Genomic DNA, 24,228 nt, shown 5'->3' on the forward strand with positions numbered 1-24,228 from the left:
TTACCCCTTGTTTGCAGCCCGGAAGCCATTTTCCAGGTCGGCAATTAAATCTTCGCCATCTTCAATACCGGTGGAGATACGCAACAGCGTTTCCGAAATCCCGGCAGCAGCACGCGCTTCTGGCGCCATACCCGCGTGTGTCATGGTTGCAGCGTGGGAGATCAGACTTTCAACGCCCCCTAACGATTCCGCCAACGTAAACAATGACAACCCGCCCAGGAAGCGACGCAGCGTTTGCTCATCGCCATCCAGTTCAAAACTCAACATCGCGCCAAACCCTTTTTGCTGGCGCGCGGCAATCTCATGGCCCTGGTTATCCGGCAATGACGGGTGATACAATTTTTTCACCAGCGGCTGAGTTTGCAGATAATCCACAATCGCCTGAGCATTACGTTGCGCCACCTCCATACGCGGTGACAGAGTACGCAGGCCGCGCAACAGCAGATAACTATCAAACGCGCCGCCGGTCACACCAATATTATTCGCCCACCATGCCAGTTCAGTGACCGTTTCCGGATCTTTCGCTATCACCACACCAGCCACCACGTCTGAGTGACCGTTTAAATATTTCGTGCATGAATGCAACACCAGATCGGCGCCTAATGCCAGTGGATTTTGCAGTGCCGGGCTTAAAAAAGTGTTGTCTACCACGCTGACCGCGCCAGCCTCACGCGCCAGTTGGCAGATTTTCGCAATATCCACCACGCGCAGTAGTGGGTTGCTTGGGCTTTCTACTAGCACCAGCTTCGGTTTTTCTGCCAGCGCCGCCTGCAATGCCTGCTCATCTCCTTGATCGACAAACAGTACGCGATAACAGCCACGTTTTGCCAGACTGTCAAACAGACGATAGCTCCCGCCGTAGCAGTCGTGCGGTGCAACCAGCAGATCGCCAGGCTTGAGGAATACCGTGGTCACCAGATGAATCGCCGACATACCGGTATTGGTCAGTACCGCTCCGGCCCCCCCTTCCAGTTCCGCGAGCGCACGCTGAACGACATCACGCGTCGGGTTACCGCGGCGTGAATAGTCATGGGCGCGAGGCTCATTAAAACCGGTAAAATTATAGGTACTGGAGAGGTGAATTGGCGGGACAACGCAACCGTACTGTTCGTCGTCATTTAATCCGCTACGCACTGCGATGGTGGCCTGTTTACGCGTCATATTGAGGAGATCCTGGCTGAGTCGGTGAAAAGTCAGGCACCAGAGTAAACATTGTCACAATAGACGTCAATACATCTGGACATCTAAACTTCTTTGCGTATAGATTGAGCAAACTGGAAATAGCCGTTAAAATTATATGCATTAGCGCACACATGCGACGGCTAACATCGTGTCACAACCGCGCCACTACGGTAAACTACGCGCAATGCAATTATGGCTCGGGCTCAGGTTCCGGCCTCATTATTACTGACAAAGAGGATTAGGTATCTCATGGCTGAATGGAGCGGCGAATATATCAGCCCATACGCTGAGCACGGTAAGAAGAGTGAGCAAGTCAAAAAAATTACGGTTTCCATTCCTCTGAAGGTGTTAAAAATCCTTACCGATGAACGCACGCGTCGTCAGGTCAACAACCTGCGCCACGCCACCAACAGCGAACTGCTGTGTGAAGCGTTTCTGCATGCTTTTACCGGGCAACCATTACCCAACGATGAAGACCTGCGTAAAGAGCGCAGTGATGAAATCCCGGAAGAAGCAAAGGTAATCATGCGTGAACTGGGTATCAACCCGGAAACGTGGGAATACTGATTGTTAGAACAGATGAGAAAAGGCGGGATTACTCCCGCCGCTTCTCGCTATTTTACTTACTGATACCATTAAGTTTATTCAATGTCTCTTCCATTTTTAGCGTCTCTTTACGGTTCAATGGATAGAAATAAATCAGAATAACCGCGGCCAAAAACAGGCATAACGCTGGTAAAAGATTCGCCATTGTATAGATGTTTTCCTGTACGATGCTGGTTTGCACAGCGCCGCCCGTTGACGAAGATTGATAACCAATGATGGCCAGCATAAAGCCGCCAATGGCTCCTGCGCACGCCTGACCAACCTTGCGGGCAAAGAAGTTCACGCCATAGACGGTGCCATCCTCACGATCGCCGGTGACATACTGGTGATAATCACAAACATCGGTCATAAACGCCCAAATCATCAGGTTGAATAGTCCAGCCCCCAACGTCGCCAGGAACAGGAAAACCAAATAGACTTTCGCGTCGGTAATATGGATGAAGTACATAATCAAATACATCGCTACTGCAAAGAGTAGTGCGCCGACGCTGGCCTCTTTTTTACCAAACCGCTTCGTGAGCCAGGATGCCGATGGCGCCAGCAGAACCAGAGAGCCAAAGGTGAAGAGCAAGGCAACGGACATGGCCTCTTTGTTATGGAAATAGTCATTAAACAGGTAAGTCATGTTGGTACCAGACAACCCCTGATTAATTACGATCAGCAGATCCACAACCACTAAAACAATCAGCGCTTTATTGCGTAATAGCCCTTTCAACAGCACTGAAACAGGCATGCTCTCTTTTTTCTCTACGCGCACACGCTCCGTCGTTAACTGGCAGGTCAATGTTAAAAAGATAAACCCCAACACCGCACAACCGATGGCGATCCAGAAGAAATGCTGCCCGGAGATCACCTGACTTCCGTCCACCAGCGTGGTGTACATCAGGATTGGAATAAAAAAGCCGGTTGCGCCGCCGCCGATAGCTGACCCAACGCTGCGCCAGGTTGACAGCGAGACACGATCTTCCGGATTCGAGCTAATGGCTGCAGACATGGCCCCATACGGAATGCTCACGGTCGATAACAGTGAACCGTAGATAAAATAAGAACAGCAAATGTAGATAATTTTCGCCGTATAAGAAAAATCATTCACAAACGGCAGGAACAGGACGACCGCAATGATACAGAACGGGTACTTCATACGGCGTACCCACGGATTAAACCGTCCATGTATCGTCAGTTTAGAGGTATCACATAAGCGCCCTACGCCAACGTCGACAAACGCGTCAAAGAGTTTGGTCACAAAATAGAGTGAACCAACAATAACACCGGAAATACCGAGTACGTTGGTGTAATAAATCATTAAAAAACTATTTACCAGACCAAGAATAAAACAGGTTCCAAGGTCGCCACACAAATAACCAAATTTATCTCTTAATCCGAAAGGTCTGACAGCAATACTTTGATGATTTTCGATCATAGTTCCATCATTAGACATGATGTTAACTCCTTAGACACATTATTCACGTAAACTATGCGTATATACCGATACTCAGCGTAATAAACTGATATGAAATGTATTAATGGTCAGAAGTTATAACCAAGACCAACGCGATAACGAGTCTGACGATCGTCTGTGGTTGTGGTGTTATACCCCGAGGAAACGTTACCAACTTCAACAAATGGAACCCAGGAACCAATTTTATAAGCCACGCGGAAATTATATTCGTAATCATCTTTTCGGTTATTATATAAATCTTCGCTGTCGGCAATTTTATAAATGCCGTTTAGCTCAAACATCCAGTCATTGATGTTATAACCGAGCCAGGCTTCCGGACGATAGACCATACGGTCATCCTTGCCGTCGGTGTTTCTGCGCATGTATTCCTGGCGATAGCGGAACGCGGTCCACCAGTTGTCATTGATGTTGTACTGCACGCGAATATACGGTTTATAAATCGCGATGTTATCACCCGTTTCAATCGCAATACCCGGTTGCCAGATAAGACCCTGCCAGGTGAACTGGTAGCTTGCCGTATACTCGTTACCATTACTCTCCATGTTATTCCACGCATCATTAGATTGCGTGTCTTCGGAACGTGAAATAGCTTCTACTGCCACGCCGAAACCTGTGGCAAAACGATGCGACATATAAACACGATCGTAATTACGACCATCATCATAATATTCATGCCGATAATCAACATAACCCGCTTGCGCGGCCGCAGAGAATAATGGAATCAGTAATAATGCGGTTTTAAATTTCATAGCCATCCCTCTTCACACTCAATCAAGGAAATTGCCCATCTCGTTTCGCCGATAAATGGAAAAACGATGAAGGATTAAGAATAATTTTATATTTCCACAAAAGTGTATTTTAGAAAGAAGAGAGAAACCTTTGGTATTTTGCCAAGAATTGGCTTAAGTGGCAAAAACCAGAAGATGAAAATGACGAAGATCACCAGTTGAAACAATTTATTGTAAAAATAAAAACACTGTTTTATTTATTAGATAATAGACATCATTCAATACATCAATACGAACTTCAGACTACAGGTGTAGAAACAAAAAAAGCGCCATATGGCGCTTTTTTCTGACAGCTGAAACTTATTTGCTGCCTGGGATGCTGAAACGCTTGTTGAAGCGATCAACACGGCCACCGGTAGCAACATCACGCTGCTTGCCAGTATAGAACGGGTGGCACTTACTGCACACGTCCAGGTTCAGATCGTGACCGACTGTAGAGCGGATTTTCATGACGTTACCGCAAGAGCAGTTTGCAGTAATTTCTTCGTATTTCGGGTGAATATCTTTTTTCATGGGAAAACCTCGGTTTAAGGCCGCGTCGCTCTTCCAGCCCTAACGCCAGACACCACGCGATGTTAATAGTATAGGCCTATGATACAAATTCATATCAAAGGCGGCGAATCATACAGAAATTAACCTGCTCTTGCAAACTGATCCGCATTCTGTCCTTCACTAATGTGTATACTAACCCGCCAGATTTCAAGTCAGGATGATTCAATGCCCGTTGCGCACGTTGCCTTACCCGTTCCGCTACCTCGCACCTTTGACTACCTCTTGCCGGAAGGCATGAGCGCCAAAGCCGGGTGTCGAGTACGCGTGCCTTTTGGCAAACAACAGGAGCGCGTGGGTATCGTCCTTTCCGTCAACGAAAGCAGCGAACTGCCGCGGAGCGAATTAAAAACCATTCTTGAAGTGCTGGACAGCGAACCGGTTTATTCGACCTCCGTCTGGCGTCTGCTGTTGTGGGCGGCAGACTATTATCACCATCCTATCGGCGACGTGCTGTTTCATGCCCTGCCGATTCTGTTGCGCCAGGGACGCCCGGCGACTAACGCGCCCATGTGGTACTGGTTTGCCACAGAAGAAGGTCAGATCATTGATCTGAACAGCCTGAAGCGCTCTCCCAAGCAGCAGCAGGCGCTGGCTGCGCTACGCCAGGGAAAAATATGGCGCGACCAGGTCGCTGAACTGGAATTTAATGACGCCGCATTACAGGCACTGCGGAAAAAAGGACTGTGCGATCTGGCAAGTGAAACGCCAGGCTTTAGCGACTGGCGTACGCACTACGCCGTTTCCGGTGAGCGTCTTCGACTGAATACCGAGCAAGCCACCGCCGTCGGCGCGATTCATAGCGCCTCGGACAGCTTTAGCGCCTGGCTATTAGCGGGCGTGACGGGGTCGGGCAAAACAGAGGTCTATCTAAGCGTACTGGAAAATGTCCTTGCCCAGGGTAAGCAGGCGCTGGTGATGGTGCCTGAGATTGGTCTGACGCCGCAAACTATTGCCCGTTTTCGCGAACGCTTCAATGCGCCGGTCGAAGTCCTGCACTCCGGATTGAACGACAGCGAACGTCTTTCAGCCTGGCTGAAAGCAAAGAATGGCGAAGCGGCGATAGTTATCGGTACGCGCTCCTCGCTGTTTACGCCGTTTAAAAACCTCGGCGTGATCGTCATCGACGAAGAGCACGACAGCTCTTATAAACAGCAGGAAGGCTGGCGCTATCATGCGCGCGACCTCGCAGTTTATCGCGCCCACAGCGAGCAGATTCCGATTATTCTCGGCTCTGCAACCCCGGCGCTGGAAACGCTGTGCAACGTGCGGCAGAAAAAATATCGCATGCTGCGCCTGACGCGACGCGCCGGAAATGCGCGTCCAGCCACTCAGCACGTGCTGGATCTCAAAGGTCAGCAGGTGCAGGCAGGACTCGCCCCTGCGCTTATCACCCGCATGCGTCAGCATTTGCAGGCAGATAACCAGGTAATTCTGTTTTTGAACCGCCGGGGTTTTGCCCCTGCGCTGCTGTGCCACGACTGCGGCTGGATTGCCGAATGTCCGCGCTGCGATCACTACTACACCCTGCATCAGGCGCAGCACCATTTACGCTGCCACCACTGCGACAGCCAGCGCCCAATACCGCGTCAGTGCCCTTCCTGCGGTTCGACGCATATGGTTCCGGTTGGCCTCGGTACCGAACAGCTTGAACAGGCTTTAGCACCTTTTTTCCCCGGTGTGCCAATTTCACGCATCGATCGCGATACCACCAGCCGTAAAGGCTCGCTGGAGCAGCATCTGGCGGAAGTACATCGCGGCGGCGCGCGAATTCTGATCGGCACGCAAATGCTGGCTAAAGGCCACCACTTCCCGGACGTCACCCTGGTGGCGCTTCTGGACGTTGACGGTGCACTGTTCTCTGCGGATTTCCGGTCGGCAGAACGCTTCGCCCAGCTCTACACGCAGGTCTCCGGACGAGCAGGACGCGCCGGGAAACAGGGCGAAGTGGTGCTGCAAACGCACCACCCTGAACATCCGTTGCTGCAAACCTTGCTGTATAAAGGTTATGACGCGTTTGCCGAACAGGCGCTGGCCGAGCGACAAACGCTCCAGCTTCCACCGTGGACCAGCCATGTGATCGTGCGGGCTGAAGATCATAATAACCAGCATGCGCCAATGTTCTTACAGCAGTTACGAAACCTGATTCAGGCCAGTCCACTGGCCGATGACAAACTGTGGGTGCTCGGCCCGGTTCCCGCTCTGGCACCAAAGCGCGGCGGTCGGTATCGCTGGCAAATTTTGTTACAGCATCCGTCGCGAATTCGCCTGCAGCATATCGTCAGTGGCACATTGGCGCTGATCAATACGTTACCCGATGCACGTAAGGTTAAATGGGTGCTGGATGTCGATCCCATCGAGGGATAATCCCTCACGATGCGAGGCGGATCGTAAAATTAAAGATCCATCACACTTTTTATGAAAATTCTGTAACCGCTTCCATTAACTATCTGATAAAAATGTTTCAGATGAAGGCTATTCAAGGACGAGTCTGTGCCAGCAGCTCTCTGGCGAGGAGAAAGAGTGAAACCGAATAAGCAGGTTGCCGCCGCTACGATGAAAGATGTTGCTCTGAAGGCGAAAGTCTCAACGGCAACCGTATCCCGCGCATTAATGAACCCGGACAAAGTCTCACAGTCAACCCGTAACAAGGTTGAGCAGGCAGCCCTGGAAGTGGGATATTTACCTCAATCGATGGGACGCAATGTTAAGCGTAATGAATCACGTACCATTCTGGTGATTGTGCCGGATATCTGCGATCCGTTTTTTAGCGAAGTGATTCGCGGCATAGAAGTGACCGCCGCAGAGCAAGGATATCTGGTGCTTATCGGCGATTGTGCGCACCAGAACCAGCAGGAAAAGACCTTCCTCAACCTCATAATCACCAAGCAGATCGATGGCATGGTGCTGCTCAGCTCGCGCCTGCCGTTTGATGCCAGCGTGGAAGAGCAACGCAACTTGCCGCCGATGGTCATGTCCAACGAGTTCGCGCCAGAGCTGGAATTGCCCACCGTGCACATTGATAATCTCACCGCAGCCTTCAACGCGATGAACTATCTGCTGGAGCTGGGGCACAAACGCATTGGCTGTATCGCTGGACCAGAGGATATGCCGTTGTGCCATTACCGTCTGCAAGGCTACGTTCAGGCACTACGCCGTAGCGGAATTACGGTCGATCCGCATTTCATCGCGCGTGGTGACTTTACCTATGCAGCGGGAGCCGATGCACTGAAGCAGCTTCTTGAACTTCCGCAGCCGCCTACCGCGGTCTTTTGCCACAGCGACGTCATGGCACTAGGCGCGCTCTCATATGCCAAACGTCAGGGCCTGAAGGTGCCTGACGATTTATCCATCATTGGCTTTGATAACATTTCGCTCACGGAATTCTGTGATCCACCCCTGACAACCGTTGCACAGCCGCGTTTTGATATCGGACGTGAAGCTATGCTGTTACTGCTCGATCAATTACAAGGGCAGAACGTCAGCAGTGGCTCACGTTTACTGGACTGCGAGCTAATTATTCGGGGTACTACCCGGGCACTGACGTAAAGTAAAGTGCTTTCGGACTCCCCTGTCTGGTCAAAGGCCCGCCGCTTAAGTAACATGGCGGGCTGACGAACGAATAAATACAGCGAAACGATAGTGGCACAACGAGATTATGTACGTCGCGGCCAACCGGCACCTTCGCGGCGCAAGAAGAGCACATCACGGAAAAAACAACGCAATACGCCTGCGGTATCGCCCGCTATGGTTGCTATTGCTGCAGCCGTACTCGTGACCTTTATCGGTGGTCTGTACTTCATTACGCATCACAAGAAAGAAGAGTCCGAAACGCTGCAAAACCAGAAAGTCACCGGCAATGGCATCCCACCAAAACCGGAAGAACGCTGGCGATACATCAAAGAGCTCGAAAGCCGCCAGCCTGGCGTACGTGCGCCTACCGAACCGTCCGCTGGCGGCGAGGTGCTGAACGCCGATCAGCTAACCAATGAGCAGCGACAGCTATTAGCGCAAATGCAGGCTGATATGCGTCAACAGCCAACGCAGCTCAACGAAGTGCCGTGGAACGAGCAAACGCCTGAACAGCGTCAGCAAACGTTGCAGCGCCAGCGTCAGGTGCAGCAACAGCAATGGGCCAACACGCAGCAGCAGGCTCAGCAGCCGCGCACGCAACCACGGGTAACGGAACAACCGTACCAGCAGCAGCAAACGCGTACGGCGCAAGCAGCTCCAGTACAACAACAGCCGAAAGCACAGCCAAAACCGGCGGCCCAACAGCCGTACCAGGACCTGCTGCAAACGCCTGCGCATACTACCGCCGCTCAGCCGAAAACGCAGGCGGCCGCACCAATAACGAATGAAACGCAACCGCCAAAACAGACAGCGGAGAAAAAAGATGAACGCCGCTGGATGGTGCAGTGCGGGTCATTTAAAGGCGCAGAGCAAGCAGAAACCGTACGGGCGCAGCTGGCCTTTGAAGGCTTCAATTCACGTATTACCACTAATAACGGCTGGAATCGCGTGGTCATTGGTCCGGTTAAAGGCAAAGAGAATGCCGACAACACCATCAGCCGCCTGAAGGTTGCTGGTCACACAAACTGCATTCGACTCGCCACTGGGGGTTGAAACCCCTAAAATCCCCCCCATCTATACTTACATTCTGCCCCGTACGTGGTACGGGGCCCCTACGTCCGTATTTGTAAGAAGGGGTCTGCTCGTGACAACAATAGTAAGTGTTCGCCGTAACGGCCACGTCGTAATCGCCGGTGATGGCCAGGCCACACTGGGCAATACCGTCATGAAAGGCAACGTGAAGAAAGTCCGCCGTCTGTACAACGACAAAGTCATCGCGGGCTTTGCGGGTGGTACTGCGGATGCATTCACGCTGTTTGAACTGTTTGAACGCAAGCTGGAAATGCATCAGGGTCACCTGGTGAAAGCGGCCGTTGAACTGGCAAAAGACTGGCGTACCGACCGTATGCTACGCAAACTCGAAGCGCTGCTGGCCGTCGCAGATGAAACGGCATCACTCATCATCACCGGTAACGGCGACGTCATCCAGCCAGAAAACGATCTGATTGCCATCGGCTCCGGCGGTCCCTACGCCCAGGCTGCTGCACGCGCTCTGCTGGAAAACACCGAGCTTGGCGCGCGCGAGATCGCTGAGAAAGCGTTGGATATTGCAGGGGATATCTGCATTTATACCAACCACTTCCATACCATCGAAGAATTGAACTCCAAAGCGTAAGGATCCCCCATGTCTGAAATGACCCCACGCGAAATTGTCAGCGAGCTGAACAAACACATCATCGGCCAGGATAACGCTAAGCGTTCCGTGGCGATTGCCCTGCGTAACCGCTGGCGTCGTATGCAGCTCAACGAAGAGTTGCGCCATGAAGTCACGCCGAAAAACATTCTGATGATTGGCCCGACCGGCGTCGGTAAAACCGAAATCGCCCGTCGTCTGGCAAAACTGGCCAACGCGCCGTTCATCAAAGTTGAAGCAACGAAATTCACCGAAGTCGGCTATGTAGGTAAAGAAGTTGACTCGATCATCCGCGATCTGACCGATGCAGCCATCAAAATGGTTCGCGTTCAGGCGATCGAGAAAAACCGCTTCCGTGCTGAAGAGATGGCGGAAGAACGTATTCTCGACGTACTGATCCCACCGGCTAAAAATAACTGGGGACAGTCAGAGCAGCCGCAGGAACCTTCAGCAGCGCGTCAGGCATTCCGTAAAAAACTGCGTGAAGGCCAACTGGATGATAAAGAGATCGAAATCGATCTCGCGGCCGCACCGATGGGCGTTGAAATCATGGCACCTCCGGGAATGGAAGAGATGACCAGCCAGTTGCAGTCTATGTTCCAGAATCTGGGCGGACAGAAACAAAAACCGCGTAAGCTGAAAATCAAAGACGCGATGAAGCTGCTAATTGAAGAAGAAGCGGCCAAACTGGTGAATCCGGAAGAGCTAAAACAGGAAGCTATCGACGCCGTTGAACAGCACGGGATCGTGTTTATCGACGAAATCGACAAAATCTGTAAGCGCGGCGAATCCTCCGGCCCGGACGTATCCCGTGAAGGCGTTCAGCGCGACCTGCTGCCGCTGGTTGAAGGCTGCACGGTCTCCACCAAGCACGGTATGGTGAAAACAGATCACATTCTGTTTATCGCCTCTGGCGCATTCCAGGTGGCGAAACCGTCTGATCTGATCCCGGAACTGCAGGGTCGTCTGCCGATTCGTGTGGAGCTTCAGGCGCTGACCACCAGCGATTTTGAACGTATCCTTACCGAACCGAATGCCTCCATCACTGTGCAGTACAAAGCGCTGATGGCGACCGAAGGTGTGGACATTAACTTCACCGAGTCGGGCATTAAACGCATTGCCGAAGCGGCCTGGCAGGTCAACGAAACCACCGAAAACATCGGTGCGCGTCGTCTGCATACCGTTCTTGAGCGTCTGATGGAAGATATTTCCTATGATGCGAGCGATTTGAACGGCCAAAGCATCACAATTGATGCCGAATATGTGAGCAAACATCTGGATGCGCTGGTCGCAGATGAAGATCTGAGCCGTTTTATCCTATAATCGCGTTCAATGCATTTTCATCACTGTTGATGGGGCTGATAAAGCCCCATTTTTATTGGCGCTAAATATGACTGAACAACAACAAATTAGCCGCTCACAAGCCTGGCTGGAAAGTTTACGACCTAAGACCTTACCGCTCGCCTTCGCGGCGATCATCGTCGGTACGGCATTAGCATGGTGGCAAGGGTTCTTTGATCCACTGGTCGCTCTGCTGGCACTGATTACCGCGGGACTGCTGCAAATCCTGTCGAATCTCGCGAACGACTATGGCGATGCCGTCAAAGGCAGCGACAAGCCCGACCGCATAGGACCGCTGCGCGGTATGCAAAAAGGGGTTATCACCCAACAGCAGATGAAGCGGGCGCTGATCGTCACCGTGGTGCTGATCTGCTTGTCCGGTCTGGCCCTGGTTGCTGTGGCTTGTCACACGCTGGCAGATTTTGTCGGCTTCCTGGTGCTCGGCGGCCTGTCGATCATCGCCGCAATCACTTACACCGTGGGCAATCGCCCTTACGGATATATCGGTCTGGGCGATATTTCCGTGCTGGTGTTCTTCGGCTGGCTGAGCGTTATGGGAAGCTGGTATCTGCAGGCGCATACGCTGATTCCGGCGCTCATTCTGCCTGCCACCGCCTGCGGCCTGCTGGCAACTGCCGTGCTCAACGTCAACAATCTGCGCGATATCAACAGCGACAGAGAGAACGGCAAGAACACGCTGGTGGTGCGTTTAGGCGCCGTCAATGCCCGCCGCTACCACGCCTGTCTGCTGATGGGCACGCTGGTCTGTCTGGCGCTGTTTAACCTGTTCTCACTGCAAAGCCTGTGGGGATGGCTGTTTGTTCTCGCCGCTCCGTTGCTGATTAAACAGGCGCGATACGTGATGCGTGAGATGAACCCTGAGGCAATGCGCCCGATGCTGGAACGCACCGTAAAAGCGGCACTGTTAACTAACCTGCTGTTTGTCGTTGGAATTTTCTTGAGTCAGTGGTCTCTTTAACTGACAAATATCAATTAACAATTGATGATTTTGCCAACAGTACACATAGCGCGATATACTAAAAATTCTCGCAGCAACTGAACGTTGAGCCTATGAAATACGATACATCCGAGCTTTGTGACATCTATCAGGAAGATGTCAACGTCGTGGAACCACTGTTCTCTAACTTTGGAGGGCGGTCGTCGTTTGGCGGACAAATCATCACGGTAAAATGTTTCGAGGACAACGGGTTGCTGTACGATCTGCTCGAACAAAACGGCCGTGGTCGCATTCTGCTGGTCGATGGCGGCGGTTCTGTCCGTCGTGCGCTGGTCGATGCCGAACTGGCTCGACTGGCCGTACAGAATGAATGGGAAGGTCTGGTCATCTACGGCTCAGTCCGTCAGGTAGACGATCTGGAAGAACTGGATATCGGCATTCAGGCGATTGCCGCAATTCCGGTCGGTGCCGCAGGGGAAGGTATTGGAGAAAGCGATGTACGCGTCAACTTTGGCGGTGTAACGTTCTTCTCCGGCGATCACCTGTACGCTGACAACACCGGGATAATCCTCTCCGAAGACCCGCTTGATATCGAGTAAGTAAAAAAGGCCATCAGCAAATTTGATGGCCTTTTTTTCATTCATTTGATTCGTAATGAATGACTTTAATATCATACTTTTCATTTTTTTCTTCGGCAACGACGCTCATCATCTCACGACTGGCAGGATAAGTTTCGATATAAGCATTTAATTTATCCTCAGCTATCTGAAGGTCACTCTTTTGTATTCCGGTAAAAATTATTTCACTGAGTTGAAGATGGCTACCTTCATCTGAATAGCTTACAAAAAACCAGTCGCTGGATACCCTTGGAACCTGTTTAAGAGGTGTCGGTGTTAGCAGATGATAGAATAATAAATTCTGCTGTGTATAGATTTTTTCTGTAAAGATGCTCAACATGAAACAGCAATAAAGTAGCGAAATTAAAATCATAAATACAATAATAAAACCTGATTTCCTGAACTTCATATGCGGAGTTCCCGAACATAATTTGGATTCGCAACAGGTTTTATTATATCCATAAATAAAGGTAATTCCCCTGAGTAGGGTTCATGTTTCTTATCCTTATCTATTGGGTCAGGAAATAGTAACGGAATAACGCTTTTGTTTTTATACTCACCAACAGGACCATAGAAGTCCCAGATACGATAAGCCTTTTCTTTCGAACAGATCCGAAGACGAGAGGTGTAATCTGCATAATTTACAGCTTGGTAAAAACCAAATAAGTTCGATACCAAATCTTCAGCACTATAGCCACTATCCGTTAAATATACGTAAGGCCAAAAATCCTGCAAGGATTCGAAGCGATGTGACGTACCTAAGAATATCGATAAAGCAATACCTTGTAAGGTTCGTTCCGGTAATCCTCGTCGCACCATAAATCTACGATATATACCAGTATTAATATTTAGGCCATGAATGTTTTTGGACATACTTTGATGATAATTTACTTCATAAAATTCGCTATCACCACCACGAGCGCTTATCATTTCAAACCATAATCTTTCAGCCCCTGCTGGATTAGCATGGCCTAAATCAATCCATCCTAGATTCTCTGTATAGATAAGGCCATATTTAATATCACTGGTGATAAATCGATCCGAATTATCAATAATATCGTTTCTTTTTGTCATATCGTATTCTTTGAAATTTAAAAGTTACGATATCCTAATATCTACATAGTAAAAAGGCATCCATTATGGATGCCTTTTTAAAGAAATCAGAATTAGACTTCTTCCATACGACCCAGGAGGGCATGCAGACGATCCTGCCAGCCATTCTGCTGTTCTTTCAGGTTGTTGTTCTCACGCTCCAGCTCTTCACGCTGCTGCTGTGCAGTCTGAACTTCCTGCGACAGTGAGTTGTTTTTTTCTTTCAGCTCTTCGATTTCCATCTGTAACAGCGTGATGGTATCAATCGCCTGCTGTACTTTTGCTTCCAGTTTCTCAAACACTTCTAATGACATCGTCATACCTCTCCTGAATTGCAAGGCGTTGATGGATAAAAATCCTCGTCCCGATAACCGGCGACGCCTTAATAAAAACGAGCGCACTCTACTTAGCTCCGATTGTATGAAGCCGCGCCATCGCTGTCCAGCGGCATCCCGCGCAGATTGCGGTTTGCAACACTTTTCGTCTTTCTCCTGGTGACATTACTGTCATAACTCTTAAGTGTTAACGAATTGATCATTGAAATGATTCAGCTCACACTATTTTTGTATAACAAATACCGCCAGATGGCGCGATAACGCTCATTTTGTTGATGCAGTACACACATTTTAATTTCGATATTTCTCGTTTTTGAGCGTTAACGATAAATTAACAGTGTGCCTACCGGCTCCGGGGATGTCAGTGACCTTCTCGCACATAAACATTAATCTCTCTTCAGGATCCGATTATGAGTCAAACCTCAACCTTAAAAGGCCAGTGCATTGCTGAATTCCTCGGTACCGGGTTGTTGATTTTCTTCGGTGTGGGCTGTGTCGCTGCACTCAAAGTGGCCGGGGCTACTTTTGGTCAGTGGGAAATCAGTGTCATCTGGGGCCTGGGGGTAGCGATGGCTATCTATCTGACCGCAGGCGTTTCTGGTGCACACCTGAATCCCGCGGTAACCATCGCACTCTGGCTGTTCGCCTGTTTTGATAAACGCAAAGTTATCCCTTTTATTATTTCGCAAATTGCCGGCGCCTTTTGCGCAGCGGCACTGGTTTACGGGCTTTATTACAATCTATTCCTCGATTTCGAACAAACTAACCATATCGTGCGCGGCAGTACCGAGAGCCTGGGTCTGGCAGGTACTTTCTCCACCTATCCGAACCCGCATATCAATTTTGTGCAGGCCTTCGCGGTTGAAATGGTCATTACCGCTATTCTAATGGGGCTGATTCTGGCTCTGACCGACGATGGTAACGGTGTACCTCGTGGTCCGCTGGCACCACTGCTGATCGGCTTGTTGATTGCCGTTATTGGTGCTTCCATGGGTCCGCTGACAGGTTTTGCGATGAACCCGGCACGTGACTTCGGACCGAAACTCTTCGCCTGGATGGCCGGATGGGGTGAGATTGCCTTCACGGGTGGTCGTGATATCCCTTACTTCCTGGTACCGGTGTTTGGCCCAATTACCGGCGCGATTTTGGGCGCATGGGCATATCGCAAACTGATTGGTCGCCATTTACCGTGCGATGTCTGCGTGATTGAAGAAAAAGACGCGGCGGCCAACACTCAACAAAAAGCTTCGCTGTAATGTGACTACGGGACAAAAATTATGACTGAAAAAAAATATATCGTTGCGCTCGACCAGGGCACCACCAGCTCCCGCGCGGTCGTAATGGACCACGATGCGAATATCGTTGCCGTTTCACAGCGCGAATTCGAGCAAATCTACCCGAAAGCAGGTTGGGTAGAACACGACCCAATGGAAATTTGGGCAACCCAAAGCTCTACGCTGGTTGAAGTTCTGGCGAAAGCCGATATCAGTTCCGATGAAATTGCAGCAATCGGTATTACTAACCAGCGTGAAACCACCATCGTCTGGGAGCGTGAAACCGGTAAACCAATCTATAACGCCATTGTGTGGCAGTGTCGTCGCACCGCGGATATCTGCGAAAAGCTCAAGCGCGATGGCATGGAAGAGTATATCCGTAACAACACCGGCCTGGTGATTGACCCGTACTTCTCCGGTACCAAGGTGAAGTGGATCCTCGACCACGTTGAAGGCTCACGTGAGCGCGCTCGTCGCGGCGAACTGCTGTTTGGTACCGTGGACACCTGGCTTATCTGGAAAATGACGCAGGGACGCGTACACGTCACGGATTACACCAACGCTTCACGTACCATGCTGTTTAACATCCATACCCTGGACTGGGATGACACGATGCTGGATGCGCTGGATATTCCGCGCGCCATGCTGCCAGAAGTGCGTCGTTCTTCTGAAGTGTACGGCCAGACCAACATTGGTGGTAAAGGCGGCATTCGTATTCCTATCTCCGGTATTGCCGGTGACCAGCAGGCGGCTCTCTTTGGTCAGCTGTGCGTGAAGGAAGGGATGGCGAAAAACACGTACGGTACCGGCTGCTTCATGCTGATGAACACCGGCGAGAAAGCCGTTAAGTCCGAAAACGGGTTGCTGACTACTATCGCCTGCGGACCGACCGGGGAAGTGAACTACGCGCTGGAAGGTGCGGTATTTATGGCTGGCGCATCCATTCAGTGGTTGCGCGATGAAATGAAGCTCATCAGCGATGCATTCGACTCTGAGTATTTCGCCACCAAAGTGAAAGACACCAACGGCGTGTACGTCGTTCCGGCATTTACTGGCCTGGGCGCACCGTACTGGGACCCGTATGCACGTGGCGCCATCTTCGGCCTGACCCGTGGCGTAAACTCCAACCACATCATCCGCGCAACGCTTGAGTCTATCGCTTACCAGACCCGCGACGTACTGGAAGCAATGCAGGCTGACTCCGGAATTCGTCTTCACGCCCTGCGCGTTGACGGCGGTGCAGTTGCCAACAACTTCCTGATGCAGTTCCAGTCTGACATTCTGGGCACCCGCGTTGAGCGCCCGGAAGTCCGCGAAGTCACCGCATTGGGTGCAGCGTACCTGGCTGGTCTGGCAGTAGGCTTCTGGCAGAATCTGGATGAGTTGCAAGAGAAAGCGGTCATCGAGCGTGAATTCCGTCCAGGCATCGAAACCACCGAGCGTAACTTCCGTTACAGCGGCTGGAAAAAAGCGGTCAAACGCGCAATGGCGTGGGAAGACCACGACGAGTAATACGTCATTGCCGGATGGCGACTGTGCCTAATCCGGCAATCTCTTCTTGCGGGGGCAACCCCGCACACACATCAATAATCTCGCCCCCTCCCCTGTGCTACACTTCGCGCCATTCCTTTCAGCTACGAGTTTGCAATGAGACGAGAACTTGCCATTGAATTTTCACGCGTGACCGAAGCGGCCGCGCTGGCTGGCTATAAATGGCTGGGCCGCGGCGATAAAAATACCGCTGACGGCGCGGCGGTGAACGCCATGCGTATTATGCTCAACCAGGTCAACATCGACGGCACCATCGTGATTGGCGAGGGTGAGATTGATGAAGCGCCGATGCTGTTTATCGGCGAGAAAGTCGGAACCGGTCGCGGTGATGCGGTCGACATCGCCGTCGATCCTATCGAAGGCACGCGCATGACGGCCATGGGCCAGGCCAACGCGTTGGCCGTACTGGCGGTTGGCGATAAAGGCTGCTTCCTCAACGCGCCGGATATGTACATGGAAAAGCTGATTGTCGGCCCAGGCGCAAAAGGGTCCATCGACCTGAACCTGTCGCTGGAAGCCAACCTGCGTAACATTGCTACCGCGCTCAACAAACCGCTCGGCGAACTGACCGTCACCATCCTGGCAAAACCACGCCATGACGAGGTTATTGCCGAGATGACAAAACTGGGCGTACGCGTCTTCGCCATTCCTGACGGCGACGTTGCGGCCTCGATCCTGACCTGCATGCCCGACAGCGAAGTTGACGTGCTGTATGGCATTGGCGGGGCGCCGGAAGGGGTGGTTTCCGCGGCTGTTATCCGCGCGCTGGATGGCGACATGCAGGGCCGTCTGCTGGCACGCCATGACGTCAAAGGCGACAGCGAAGAGAACCGTCGCATTGGCGAACAAGAACTGGCGCGCTGTGCTGCCATGGGCATTGAAGCGGGCAAAGCGTTACGTCTGGATGAAATGGCGCGCAGCGACAACGTCATTTTCTCCGCAACCGGCATCACCAAAGGCGATCTGCTGGAAGGAATTAGCCGTAAAGGTAATATCGCAACCACCGAAACGCTACTGATCCGCGGCAAATCGCGGACGATCCGCCGTATTCAGTCGATTCACTACCTCGATCGCAAAGATCCTGATGTGCAGGCGCACATTCTGTAATTGATTTGATCAATAGAGCCTTCCAGCCCATCCGGGCTGGAAATCTTTCGCCCAACGAACGAAGATAAGGCAATCAAAGCAGACAGGAGAAAACCATGGCAGATTGGGTAACAGGCAAAGTCACAAAGGTGCAGAACTGGACCGATGCCCTGTTTAGTTTGACCGTGCGAGCTCCGGTTCTTCCTTTTACCGCAGGTCAGTTCACCAAACTTGGCCTTGAGATTGACGGCGAGCGCGTCCAGCGCGCCTATTCATATGTTAATGCGCCTGACAACCCTGACTTAGAATTTTATCTGGTGACGGTTCCCGACGGCAAACTCAGCCCTCAACTGGCAGCGCTAAAGCCAGGTGATGAAGTCCAGGTGGTGAGTGAGGCAACTGGATTCTTCGTACTGGATGAAGTCCCTGATTGCGAAACGCTATGGATGCTGGCAACCGGCACCGCTATCGGTCCGTATTTGTCGATTCTGCAGTTAGGCAAAGACCTGGATCGCTTTAAAAATCTGGTGCTGGTGCATGCCGCACGTTATGCCGCCGATTTGAGTTACCTGCCGTTGATGCAGGCGCTTGAAAAGCGCTACGAAGGTAAATTACGCATCCAGACGGTTGTCAGCCGGGAGACAGCTGCAGACTCGCTGACCGGGCGCGTACCGGCGCTGATTGAAAGCGGTGAACTGGAAAAAGCGGTAGGGCTGTCAATGGATAAAGAAACCAGCCACGTGATGCTGTGCGGAAACCCGCAAATGGTACGCGATACACAGCAACTGCTGAAAGAAACCCGGCAAATGACCAAACACCTGCGTCGTCGACCGGGCCATATGACCGCTGAGCACTACTGGTGAGGGCTTGCCGGATGGCGTTAACGCTTATCCGGCCTACGAGTCAGCTCTGTACTTCACGTCCTGCGTATCCTTCCCATATTTATTTTCATCCTGGGTGCCAATGAACGCGCCCAGATCGATTAGCATACCGACCAGAATCAACGTCGGCACAAAGCGACCAACCGCCCATTGCCAGACGCCTGGTAACATCGCCCAGTTCCCGGCCAGCAGCATCCACGCCAGAATCATCAACAGCGCCCATGCTCCTGAACGCCCCCTATCGTGCAGGCGTTTTACCGTCACCGCAGCCGTTGGCCACAGCAGACATACCAGACAAAATGCCGCCGTCTGAATATCGAGTAATTGTTTACTCGCCAGCGAAAACAAAACCAGCATTCCAACGATCCACAGGCCTATCCAAATCCAGAAATCACGGCGCCCGATGCGCCCTTTAAATGAGAATAACCACTGCTGTATGGTCATGTAAGTTCCTTTATTATTACCTTCCAGAACAGTTTACCCTTTTGACAAGCCCGACGGTTACCGTTTTAATCGTGAGCAGTGAGAATGAAAGGTACTATTGATGAAGCAAGGATTTATACTGTTTTTATTATTGTTTTCAGCCTTAACAGCCAGTGCTGCGGCACGGGCGGAAGAGCCATCGACAGCAACCACGGCCCCCTATTTACTGGCGGGTGCGCCAACCTTTGACCTGTCGATCAGCCAGTTTCGCGAAAACTTTAATACGCAGAATCCGAAGCTTATCCTGAATGAGTTCCGCGCCATCGACAGCAGTCGCGATCGAGCAAATCTCACCCGCGCAGCCAGTAAAATTAATGAAAACCTGTATGCGTCCTCCGCACTTGAGCGCGGCACCTTAAAAATCAAAAGTATGCAGATAACCTGGTTGCCCATTCAGGGGCCAGAACAAAAAGCGGCCAAAGCGAAAGCGCTGGAATACATGATCGCCGTTATTCGCACCGTCGCGCCGCTGCAGACGAAAGAACAGAGCCAGAAAAAGCTACAAAAACTGCTCGCTGCCGGCAAAGGCAAGCGCTATTACGCAGAAACAGAAGGCGCAATTCGCTATGTTGTTGCAGACAACGGTGAAAAAGGACTGACCTTCGCTGTTGAACCGATTAAGCTGGTACTATCAGAAAGTCTTGAGAAGGCGAATTGATGACAAAAAGCAAAGCCTTTCAGGGGATGAATCTCTATACTGTTTCACAGACCATGCTGCCCTCACGGGCGGCCATATTCCTTAATTCGCTGACAAGCGTGGAGAAATGAAATGCGACATCCTTTAGTGATGGGTAACTGGAAACTGAACGGCAGCCGCCATATGGTAAACGAACTGGTTGCTAATCTGCGTAAAGAACTGGCTGGCGTTGCTGGCTGTGCAGTAGCGATCGCTCCGCCGGAAATGTATATCGACCTGGCAAAACACGCCGCTGCCGGTAGCCACATCATTCTGGGCGCGCAGAACGTTGACCTAAACCTGTCTGGCGCATTCACCGGTGAAACTTCTGCTGAAATGCTGAAAGATATCGGCGCGCAGTACATCATTATCGGTCACTCTGAGCGTCGTACTTACCACAAAGAGTCTGACGAGCTGATCGCTAAAAAATTCGCTGTGCTGAAAGAACAGGGTCTGACTCCGGTTCTGTGCATCGGTGAAACCGAAGCAGAAAACGAAGCGGGCAAAACTGAAGAAGTTTGTGCACGTCAGATCGACGCCGTTCTGAAAACTCAGGGCGCGGCAGCATTCGAAGGCGTGGTTATCGCTTACGAACCAGTATGGGCTATCGGTACCGGTAAATCAGCAACTCCAGCGCAGGCTCAGGCTGTTCACAAATTCATCCGTGACCACATTGCTAAAGCTGACGCGAAAATCGCTGAACAAGTTATCATCCAGTACGGCGGCTCCGTAAACGCAGCAAACGCTGCTGAACTGTTTGCTCAGCCGGACATCGACGGCGCGCTGGTTGGCGGTGCTTCTCTGAAAGCTGACGCCTTCGCCGTGATCGTTAAAGCAGCAGAAGCCGCTAAACAGGCGTAATGCGCGTTAATGCCTGATGGCGCTATGCTTATCAGACCTACGGAATCATGTAGGCCTGATAAGACAACGTCGCCATCCGGCATTTATTACAATTTCCCCAACACATTAAACCAGGCGTAATCCAACGGCAGAAGAAGCAGATACGTTGCCGCCGCCAGCGCGATACACAGCAGCATTCCCGCCCTCGCAGGCACTTTCCCAAGCGCCATCGCTACCACAATCGGCGAAGCCTGATACGGCAACAACGGTGTGGAATAACCCAATACCTGGATCATAATCACCGACAGCAGCGGGAACCCTGTTGCATCAGCAAAACTTTGCGCCAGCGTGGTATACAGCGCCGGAACGCCGTTTGCCGTCATAATAAAGTTGAGCGCGGTGGTAATGCCAGTCAGCGCGAGAAAGCTGGTAAACGGTTTTTCTGCATCCAGTGGCATCACCTGCAGCAACGCTTCGCCCACCGCACTGCCAATGCCGGTCTGGGTAACGGTAATCGCCAGCCCCAGAATGCCCGCCACGTAAATACAGGTCCGGATATTTACCCCAGAGGAAAACTCCTCGCCATTGATAAAACCAACCCGTGGTAGCAGCGTGATAACCGCCGCCGCCAATCCGGTCCACGCGGGGCCAATGCCGTGCCAGCTTTCGCTTACCCAAAGAAGCAACACCACCGCTAACATCCAGGCCAGACGTTTTTCATCTCCGCTCATCGGTTCCGATGGCGTGAGATCGCGCGGCGCATGAGGCTTGCCAGGGAACAGCCAGCAGATAAGCGCGATGAGAACCGCACCTTTGAGCCAGCCCAGCACCGGTGTATGCAACAGCAAATAGGGAAGATAATTGAGATGGATACCGTAAGAGCCTTCCGCCGCGCCGCTCATCACCAGATTCGGGACGTTGGCGGGTAAAATCGTCGCGGAAAGCTGGAATGTCCCAAACCCGACGGCCAGCGCCAGACCATACCAGGCGCGCGTACCATCATTAATTCCGGCTCGTTTCGCCATCGCCGCGACAATCGGCATCAGTAATGCAATACGCCCCATGTTGGACGGCATCACAAACGCCAGCGCGTAACTGAGCAGCACCACACTCGCCACCATCAACGGCCAGGAATCGGTCAACCGCGATGACAGCGCCCTCGCCGCCCTGTCCGCCAGCCCCGTTTTGCGAATCGCGATCCCCAGCACAAAGCCACTAAAGACCAGCCAGAACGCCGACGATGCAAAGCCGCCAAAAATCACATCCGCTGGCGCGATTTTGGCCACCATTGCCACGGCAAAGAACAACAGCGCGGTGATAAATTCCGGCAGCAGCGACGTAGCCCAGAGCAGGATGGTGATACCAACCACCAGAGAGGGGATAAACAGAGGGTGTGTAAGCCAGATCGACATGCCTGTCTCCTGTTGTTTTTTTCAACAAGAATACGGGGACAGGCATGCGGAGTAAACGCCAGATTAGGTGGGTCGACTGAAACCATTTATTCCATAATAGATCGGATAACTTAAATCGGAATGAACGTCCCTTAGTTTTTTGATTATCAGAACCATGTTTCTAACTGGGCGCCAAACAACAACGAACCACCGCTGTGATAACCCGTACTCCCAGGCGTATCCGTACTTGAATAATCATCCAGCGATTTATTCCAGTTCATATACGTCACAAAAAAGCGTATCTCAGGCCGTTCAAAGAAATCGGTGACATTTTGCATTTTGAATGTTGGCGCGAAGGTCAGTTTGACGTAGCTACCGCTGGTTGCTTTGTTATTGTTAAAACCTTGTGGATCGATATCCATATACTGATAACTGGTTTCATATTGCAGCGCAAAGTTTTGATTAATCTCCTGAATAAAACGCGAGTTCAGCGTTATCCAGTTATAGCGATCGTCGGTGATATAGCGATTATTGCTCGTTTGCGCCATAAATACCGGAGCCCAACTGAATTTATCCGTTAACGGGGTGATACCATAAGAGGCAAATTTAATCGTCCAGGCGTCATCAATCAGGTATCCATCTGACCCCGGAGCCCGCACCTCGGCCCCCAGCGCTTTACCATATTGCAGGATCGTTTTCGACATTCCCTCGCCTATGCCGTAAAAGCTGTCGCCATGGTACGCCAGCATCGTATTGATACCCTGTGATGCCGCTTTGTTCGTCGCTAACCCGTCGTTGATTCGTTTGTCATTATCCTTTGAATACAGACCATTAACCATCCATTGCCATGGGCCCAGACGATTATTCAGAGAAAAGGTGTAATTCTGCACGAAGGTGTTCGCCGCACCGGTCATATTGTTGTATTCAACATTCCCCATATCCTCAATATCATTGAAGTTGCGGCCATAAACCGAAAAGTTTGTTTTTACGCCATCAACAAAACTCACATCATAAATACCCGCCCCGGTCCCCACCAGACTCATCATGTCAGAATCGAGCCAGTGGATATCAAAGTTATCACGATCCTCACGCTTACCAGCCCACAGCGTTGCATTTTGAAAAGCGCCACTAAAGGAGGGCATATCGCTCATTTCCGCAAATGCCTGCCGTAAGTTCATTTCACCATTGAAGGCACTATCGGTATTATATGTTTTGTCCCATTCCGCTATTTTCATGTAATAACGTAATTTCGAATTATTGGCATATTGGTGCAAAAAGTTCATATCAGCAGTCACATACGTGTCCGCTTCATTCCCTAAACGTCCTACGCTGCCCCCGGTGCTGCCCGCTGGCGTCATGGAAGGCCCGACGGTCGTAGAGGAACCGGTTTTACCCGTCAGGATCCCCGTACGCGCATAACCGCCGAACTTAATCTCCGTCCGCTCTCCCGCCGGGGTCTCTTTGCCGAAGGACGGTGCCATAGTCAACGCAATATTCGGTTGCGATGACGATTGTGATTGTTGTATCGCCCGCAATTTTTCCTGTACCTGCGCCGTATTTCGTTCTGCCGCTGCTGCACGTTTTTCTGCACTGTCGATTTTTCGTTCCGCCTGAACCAACTGCGCTCGCGACTGCTGCAACTCCCGCTCCAGCACTTCTAACCGGGCGTTAATATCGCTGAGGGTTATGTCCGCACTTTGCGCTGTTAAAGGCAATAACAGCCCCATAAAAGCAACGTTATTGAGTTTCATAATAATCCCAAAGATGGGCAACGGATATTCGGGCAAAAGCAGGCCTTACGCACCGTTGCGCATAACATAATTTATTAACAATAATTTATATCAATAATAGCT

At 51.3% G+C, this 24,228-nt stretch carries 24 protein-coding genes; 14 read left to right on the forward strand and 10 right to left on the reverse strand.

Translation table 11 applies throughout. The features are described 5' to 3' along the window. Positions 1–1,161, reverse strand: a complete 1,161-nt coding sequence (gene metB / locus NMD08_RS24530; protein ID WP_003028818.1) for a cystathionine gamma-synthase — start codon at positions 1,159–1,161, stop codon at positions 1–3. 270 nt (positions 1,162–1,431) lie between these two features. Between metB and metJ the strand changes: the two genes are divergently transcribed. Next, a complete protein-coding gene (gene metJ, locus NMD08_RS24535) occupies positions 1,432–1,749 on the forward strand; it encodes a met regulon transcriptional regulator MetJ (protein WP_003028816.1) in 318 nt (105 codons plus the stop codon). A gap of 52 nt (positions 1,750–1,801) precedes the next feature. On the opposite strand, the gene NMD08_RS24540 is transcribed toward metJ, so the two are convergent. The 3 genes from NMD08_RS24540 to rpmE form a co-directional block, all read right to left on the reverse strand. Continuing rightward, complete coding sequence (locus NMD08_RS24540; RefSeq protein WP_151218453.1) at positions 1,802–3,226, reverse strand: MFS transporter; 1,425 nt, start codon at positions 3,224–3,226, stop codon at positions 1,802–1,804. An 89-nt stretch (positions 3,227–3,315) separates the two neighbouring features. Further along, positions 3,316–3,996, reverse strand: a complete 681-nt coding sequence (locus tag NMD08_RS24545; RefSeq protein WP_151218452.1) for an oligogalacturonate-specific porin KdgM family protein — start codon at positions 3,994–3,996, stop codon at positions 3,316–3,318. A gap of 339 nt (positions 3,997–4,335) precedes the next feature. After that, a complete protein-coding gene (gene rpmE, locus NMD08_RS24550; protein ID WP_151218451.1) occupies positions 4,336–4,548 on the reverse strand; it encodes a 50S ribosomal protein L31 in 213 nt (70 codons plus the stop codon). Between the two features lie 204 nt (positions 4,549–4,752). On the opposite strand from rpmE, the gene priA reads away from it, so the two are divergent. The 7 genes from priA (at position 4,753) to rraA (ending at position 12,748) form a co-directional block, all read left to right on the forward strand. After that, on the forward strand, positions 4,753–6,951 hold the full coding sequence (priA, locus tag NMD08_RS24555) for a primosomal protein N' (protein ID WP_151218450.1): 2,199 nt from the start codon (positions 4,753–4,755) through the stop codon (positions 6,949–6,951). Between the two features lie 156 nt (positions 6,952–7,107). Beyond that, the gene (gene cytR / locus NMD08_RS24560; RefSeq protein WP_151218449.1) at positions 7,108–8,133 is read left to right on the forward strand and encodes a DNA-binding transcriptional regulator CytR; all 1,026 of its coding nucleotides are present in this window, start codon (positions 7,108–7,110) and stop codon (positions 8,131–8,133) included. Between the two features lie 93 nt (positions 8,134–8,226). After that, the gene (ftsN, locus tag NMD08_RS24565; RefSeq protein WP_187254030.1) at positions 8,227–9,210 is read left to right on the forward strand and encodes a cell division protein FtsN; all 984 of its coding nucleotides are present in this window, start codon (positions 8,227–8,229) and stop codon (positions 9,208–9,210) included. 91 nt (positions 9,211–9,301) lie between these two features. Beyond that, on the forward strand, positions 9,302–9,832 hold the full coding sequence (gene hslV / locus NMD08_RS24570; protein ID WP_003028805.1) for an ATP-dependent protease subunit HslV: 531 nt from the start codon (positions 9,302–9,304) through the stop codon (positions 9,830–9,832). 9 nt (positions 9,833–9,841) lie between these two features. Then, positions 9,842–11,173, forward strand: coding sequence for an HslU--HslV peptidase ATPase subunit (gene hslU / locus NMD08_RS24575; protein WP_003028803.1), 1,332 nt, complete (start codon positions 9,842–9,844; stop codon positions 11,171–11,173). 67 nt (positions 11,174–11,240) lie between these two features. Then, positions 11,241–12,170, forward strand: a complete 930-nt coding sequence (menA, locus tag NMD08_RS24580) for a 1,4-dihydroxy-2-naphthoate polyprenyltransferase (protein WP_151218448.1) — start codon at positions 11,241–11,243, stop codon at positions 12,168–12,170. 92 nt (positions 12,171–12,262) lie between these two features. Further along, a complete protein-coding gene (gene rraA, locus NMD08_RS24585) occupies positions 12,263–12,748 on the forward strand; it encodes a ribonuclease E activity regulator RraA (protein ID WP_003028798.1) in 486 nt (161 codons plus the stop codon). 37 nt (positions 12,749–12,785) lie between these two features. Here the strand turns inward: rraA and NMD08_RS24590 are convergent, their stop codons facing one another. The 3 genes from NMD08_RS24590 to zapB all read right to left on the reverse strand — a co-directional run bounded on the left by NMD08_RS24590 (position 12,786) and on the right by zapB (position 14,178). Continuing rightward, positions 12,786–13,175, reverse strand: a complete 390-nt coding sequence (locus NMD08_RS24590; protein WP_151218447.1) for a hypothetical protein — start codon at positions 13,173–13,175, stop codon at positions 12,786–12,788. Further along, complete coding sequence (locus NMD08_RS24595) at positions 13,172–13,840, reverse strand: hypothetical protein (protein ID WP_370619236.1); 669 nt, start codon at positions 13,838–13,840, stop codon at positions 13,172–13,174. The genes NMD08_RS24590 and NMD08_RS24595 overlap by 4 nt, the downstream gene beginning before the upstream one ends. A 92-nt stretch (positions 13,841–13,932) precedes the next feature. Continuing rightward, positions 13,933–14,178, reverse strand: coding sequence for a septal ring assembly protein ZapB (zapB, locus tag NMD08_RS24600; protein WP_088732415.1), 246 nt, complete (start codon positions 14,176–14,178; stop codon positions 13,933–13,935). 425 nt (positions 14,179–14,603) lie between these two features. On the opposite strand from zapB, the gene NMD08_RS24605 reads away from it, so the two are divergent. From NMD08_RS24605 to fpr, 4 genes are all read left to right on the forward strand, one after another. Further along, positions 14,604–15,449, forward strand: coding sequence for an MIP/aquaporin family protein (locus tag NMD08_RS24605; RefSeq protein WP_151218445.1), 846 nt, complete (start codon positions 14,604–14,606; stop codon positions 15,447–15,449). Between the two features lie 21 nt (positions 15,450–15,470). Continuing rightward, on the forward strand, positions 15,471–16,979 hold the full coding sequence (gene glpK / locus NMD08_RS24610) for a glycerol kinase GlpK (RefSeq protein WP_151218444.1): 1,509 nt from the start codon (positions 15,471–15,473) through the stop codon (positions 16,977–16,979). Between the two features lie 135 nt (positions 16,980–17,114). Continuing rightward, on the forward strand, positions 17,115–18,125 hold the full coding sequence (gene glpX, locus NMD08_RS24615; protein WP_151218443.1) for a class II fructose-bisphosphatase: 1,011 nt from the start codon (positions 17,115–17,117) through the stop codon (positions 18,123–18,125). Between the two features lie 95 nt (positions 18,126–18,220). Next, positions 18,221–18,967: a ferredoxin--NADP(+) reductase gene (gene fpr / locus NMD08_RS24620; protein WP_370619238.1), complete on the forward strand. Its 747-nt coding sequence runs from the start codon at positions 18,221–18,223 to the stop codon at positions 18,965–18,967. Positions 18,968–19,000: 33 nt separating this feature from the next. Here fpr and NMD08_RS24625 read toward each other — a convergent pair whose 3' ends face one another. Beyond that, positions 19,001–19,429, reverse strand: coding sequence for a DUF805 domain-containing protein (locus NMD08_RS24625; protein ID WP_151224162.1), 429 nt, complete (start codon positions 19,427–19,429; stop codon positions 19,001–19,003). Between the two features lie 100 nt (positions 19,430–19,529). Here NMD08_RS24625 and NMD08_RS24630 point away from each other — a divergent pair, with 100 nt between their 5' ends. After that, entirely contained in the window at positions 19,530–20,126 is a 597-nt protein-coding gene (locus tag NMD08_RS24630; protein WP_151218440.1) for a DUF1454 family protein, read from the forward strand. 111 nt (positions 20,127–20,237) lie between these two features. Next, a complete protein-coding gene (gene tpiA, locus NMD08_RS24635; protein WP_003028783.1) occupies positions 20,238–21,005 on the forward strand; it encodes a triose-phosphate isomerase in 768 nt (255 codons plus the stop codon). 86 nt (positions 21,006–21,091) lie between these two features. On the opposite strand, the gene NMD08_RS24640 is transcribed toward tpiA, so the two are convergent. Both NMD08_RS24640 and NMD08_RS24645 read right to left on the reverse strand, forming a co-directional pair. Further along, positions 21,092–22,396: an SLC13 family permease gene (locus NMD08_RS24640; RefSeq protein ID WP_151218439.1), complete on the reverse strand. Its 1,305-nt coding sequence runs from the start codon at positions 22,394–22,396 to the stop codon at positions 21,092–21,094. A 146-nt stretch (positions 22,397–22,542) separates the two neighbouring features. Next, the gene (locus NMD08_RS24645; protein ID WP_151218438.1) at positions 22,543–24,126 is read right to left on the reverse strand and encodes a carbohydrate porin; all 1,584 of its coding nucleotides are present in this window, start codon (positions 24,124–24,126) and stop codon (positions 22,543–22,545) included. Positions 24,127–24,228 lie beyond the last annotated feature (102 nt).

Origin of the sequence: Citrobacter meridianamericanus, assembly GCF_041320245.1 — a bacterium.
Taxonomy (GTDB): Bacteria; Pseudomonadota; Gammaproteobacteria; order Enterobacterales; family Enterobacteriaceae; genus Citrobacter; species Citrobacter meridianamericanus.

What these genes read in the sequence shown, in the direction of transcription:
- metB (WP_003028818.1), bottom strand. Translation starts at nt 1,161, where the DNA reads ATGACGCGTAAACAGGCCACCATCGCAGTGCGTAGCGGATTAAATGAC.
- metJ (WP_003028816.1), top strand. Translation starts at nt 1,432, where the DNA reads ATGGCTGAATGGAGCGGCGAATATATCAGCCCATACGCTGAGCACGGT.
- NMD08_RS24540 (WP_151218453.1), bottom strand. Translation starts at nt 3,226, where the DNA reads ATGTCTAATGATGGAACTATGATCGAAAATCATCAAAGTATTGCTGTC.
- NMD08_RS24545 (WP_151218452.1), bottom strand. Translation starts at nt 3,996, where the DNA reads ATGAAATTTAAAACCGCATTATTACTGATTCCATTATTCTCTGCGGCC.
- rpmE (WP_151218451.1), bottom strand. Translation starts at nt 4,548, where the DNA reads ATGAAAAAAGATATTCACCCGAAATACGAAGAAATTACTGCAAACTGC.
- priA (WP_151218450.1), top strand. Translation starts at nt 4,753, where the DNA reads ATGCCCGTTGCGCACGTTGCCTTACCCGTTCCGCTACCTCGCACCTTT.
- hslU (WP_003028803.1), top strand. Translation starts at nt 9,842, where the DNA reads ATGTCTGAAATGACCCCACGCGAAATTGTCAGCGAGCTGAACAAACAC.
- menA (WP_151218448.1), top strand. Translation starts at nt 11,241, where the DNA reads ATGACTGAACAACAACAAATTAGCCGCTCACAAGCCTGGCTGGAAAGT.
- rraA (WP_003028798.1), top strand. Translation starts at nt 12,263, where the DNA reads ATGAAATACGATACATCCGAGCTTTGTGACATCTATCAGGAAGATGTC.
- NMD08_RS24590 (WP_151218447.1), bottom strand. Translation starts at nt 13,175, where the DNA reads ATGAAGTTCAGGAAATCAGGTTTTATTATTGTATTTATGATTTTAATT.
- NMD08_RS24595 (WP_370619236.1), bottom strand. Translation starts at nt 13,840, where the DNA reads ATGACAAAAAGAAACGATATTATTGATAATTCGGATCGATTTATCACC.
- zapB (WP_088732415.1), bottom strand. Translation starts at nt 14,178, where the DNA reads ATGACGATGTCATTAGAAGTGTTTGAGAAACTGGAAGCAAAAGTACAG.
- NMD08_RS24605 (WP_151218445.1), top strand. Translation starts at nt 14,604, where the DNA reads ATGAGTCAAACCTCAACCTTAAAAGGCCAGTGCATTGCTGAATTCCTC.
- glpK (WP_151218444.1), top strand. Translation starts at nt 15,471, where the DNA reads ATGACTGAAAAAAAATATATCGTTGCGCTCGACCAGGGCACCACCAGC.
- glpX (WP_151218443.1), top strand. Translation starts at nt 17,115, where the DNA reads ATGAGACGAGAACTTGCCATTGAATTTTCACGCGTGACCGAAGCGGCC.
- fpr (WP_370619238.1), top strand. Translation starts at nt 18,221, where the DNA reads ATGGCAGATTGGGTAACAGGCAAAGTCACAAAGGTGCAGAACTGGACC.
- NMD08_RS24625 (WP_151224162.1), bottom strand. Translation starts at nt 19,429, where the DNA reads ATGACCATACAGCAGTGGTTATTCTCATTTAAAGGGCGCATCGGGCGC.
- NMD08_RS24630 (WP_151218440.1), top strand. Translation starts at nt 19,530, where the DNA reads ATGAAGCAAGGATTTATACTGTTTTTATTATTGTTTTCAGCCTTAACA.
- tpiA (WP_003028783.1), top strand. Translation starts at nt 20,238, where the DNA reads ATGCGACATCCTTTAGTGATGGGTAACTGGAAACTGAACGGCAGCCGC.
- NMD08_RS24640 (WP_151218439.1), bottom strand. Translation starts at nt 22,396, where the DNA reads ATGTCGATCTGGCTTACACACCCTCTGTTTATCCCCTCTCTGGTGGTT.
- NMD08_RS24645 (WP_151218438.1), bottom strand. Translation starts at nt 24,126, where the DNA reads ATGAAACTCAATAACGTTGCTTTTATGGGGCTGTTATTGCCTTTAACA.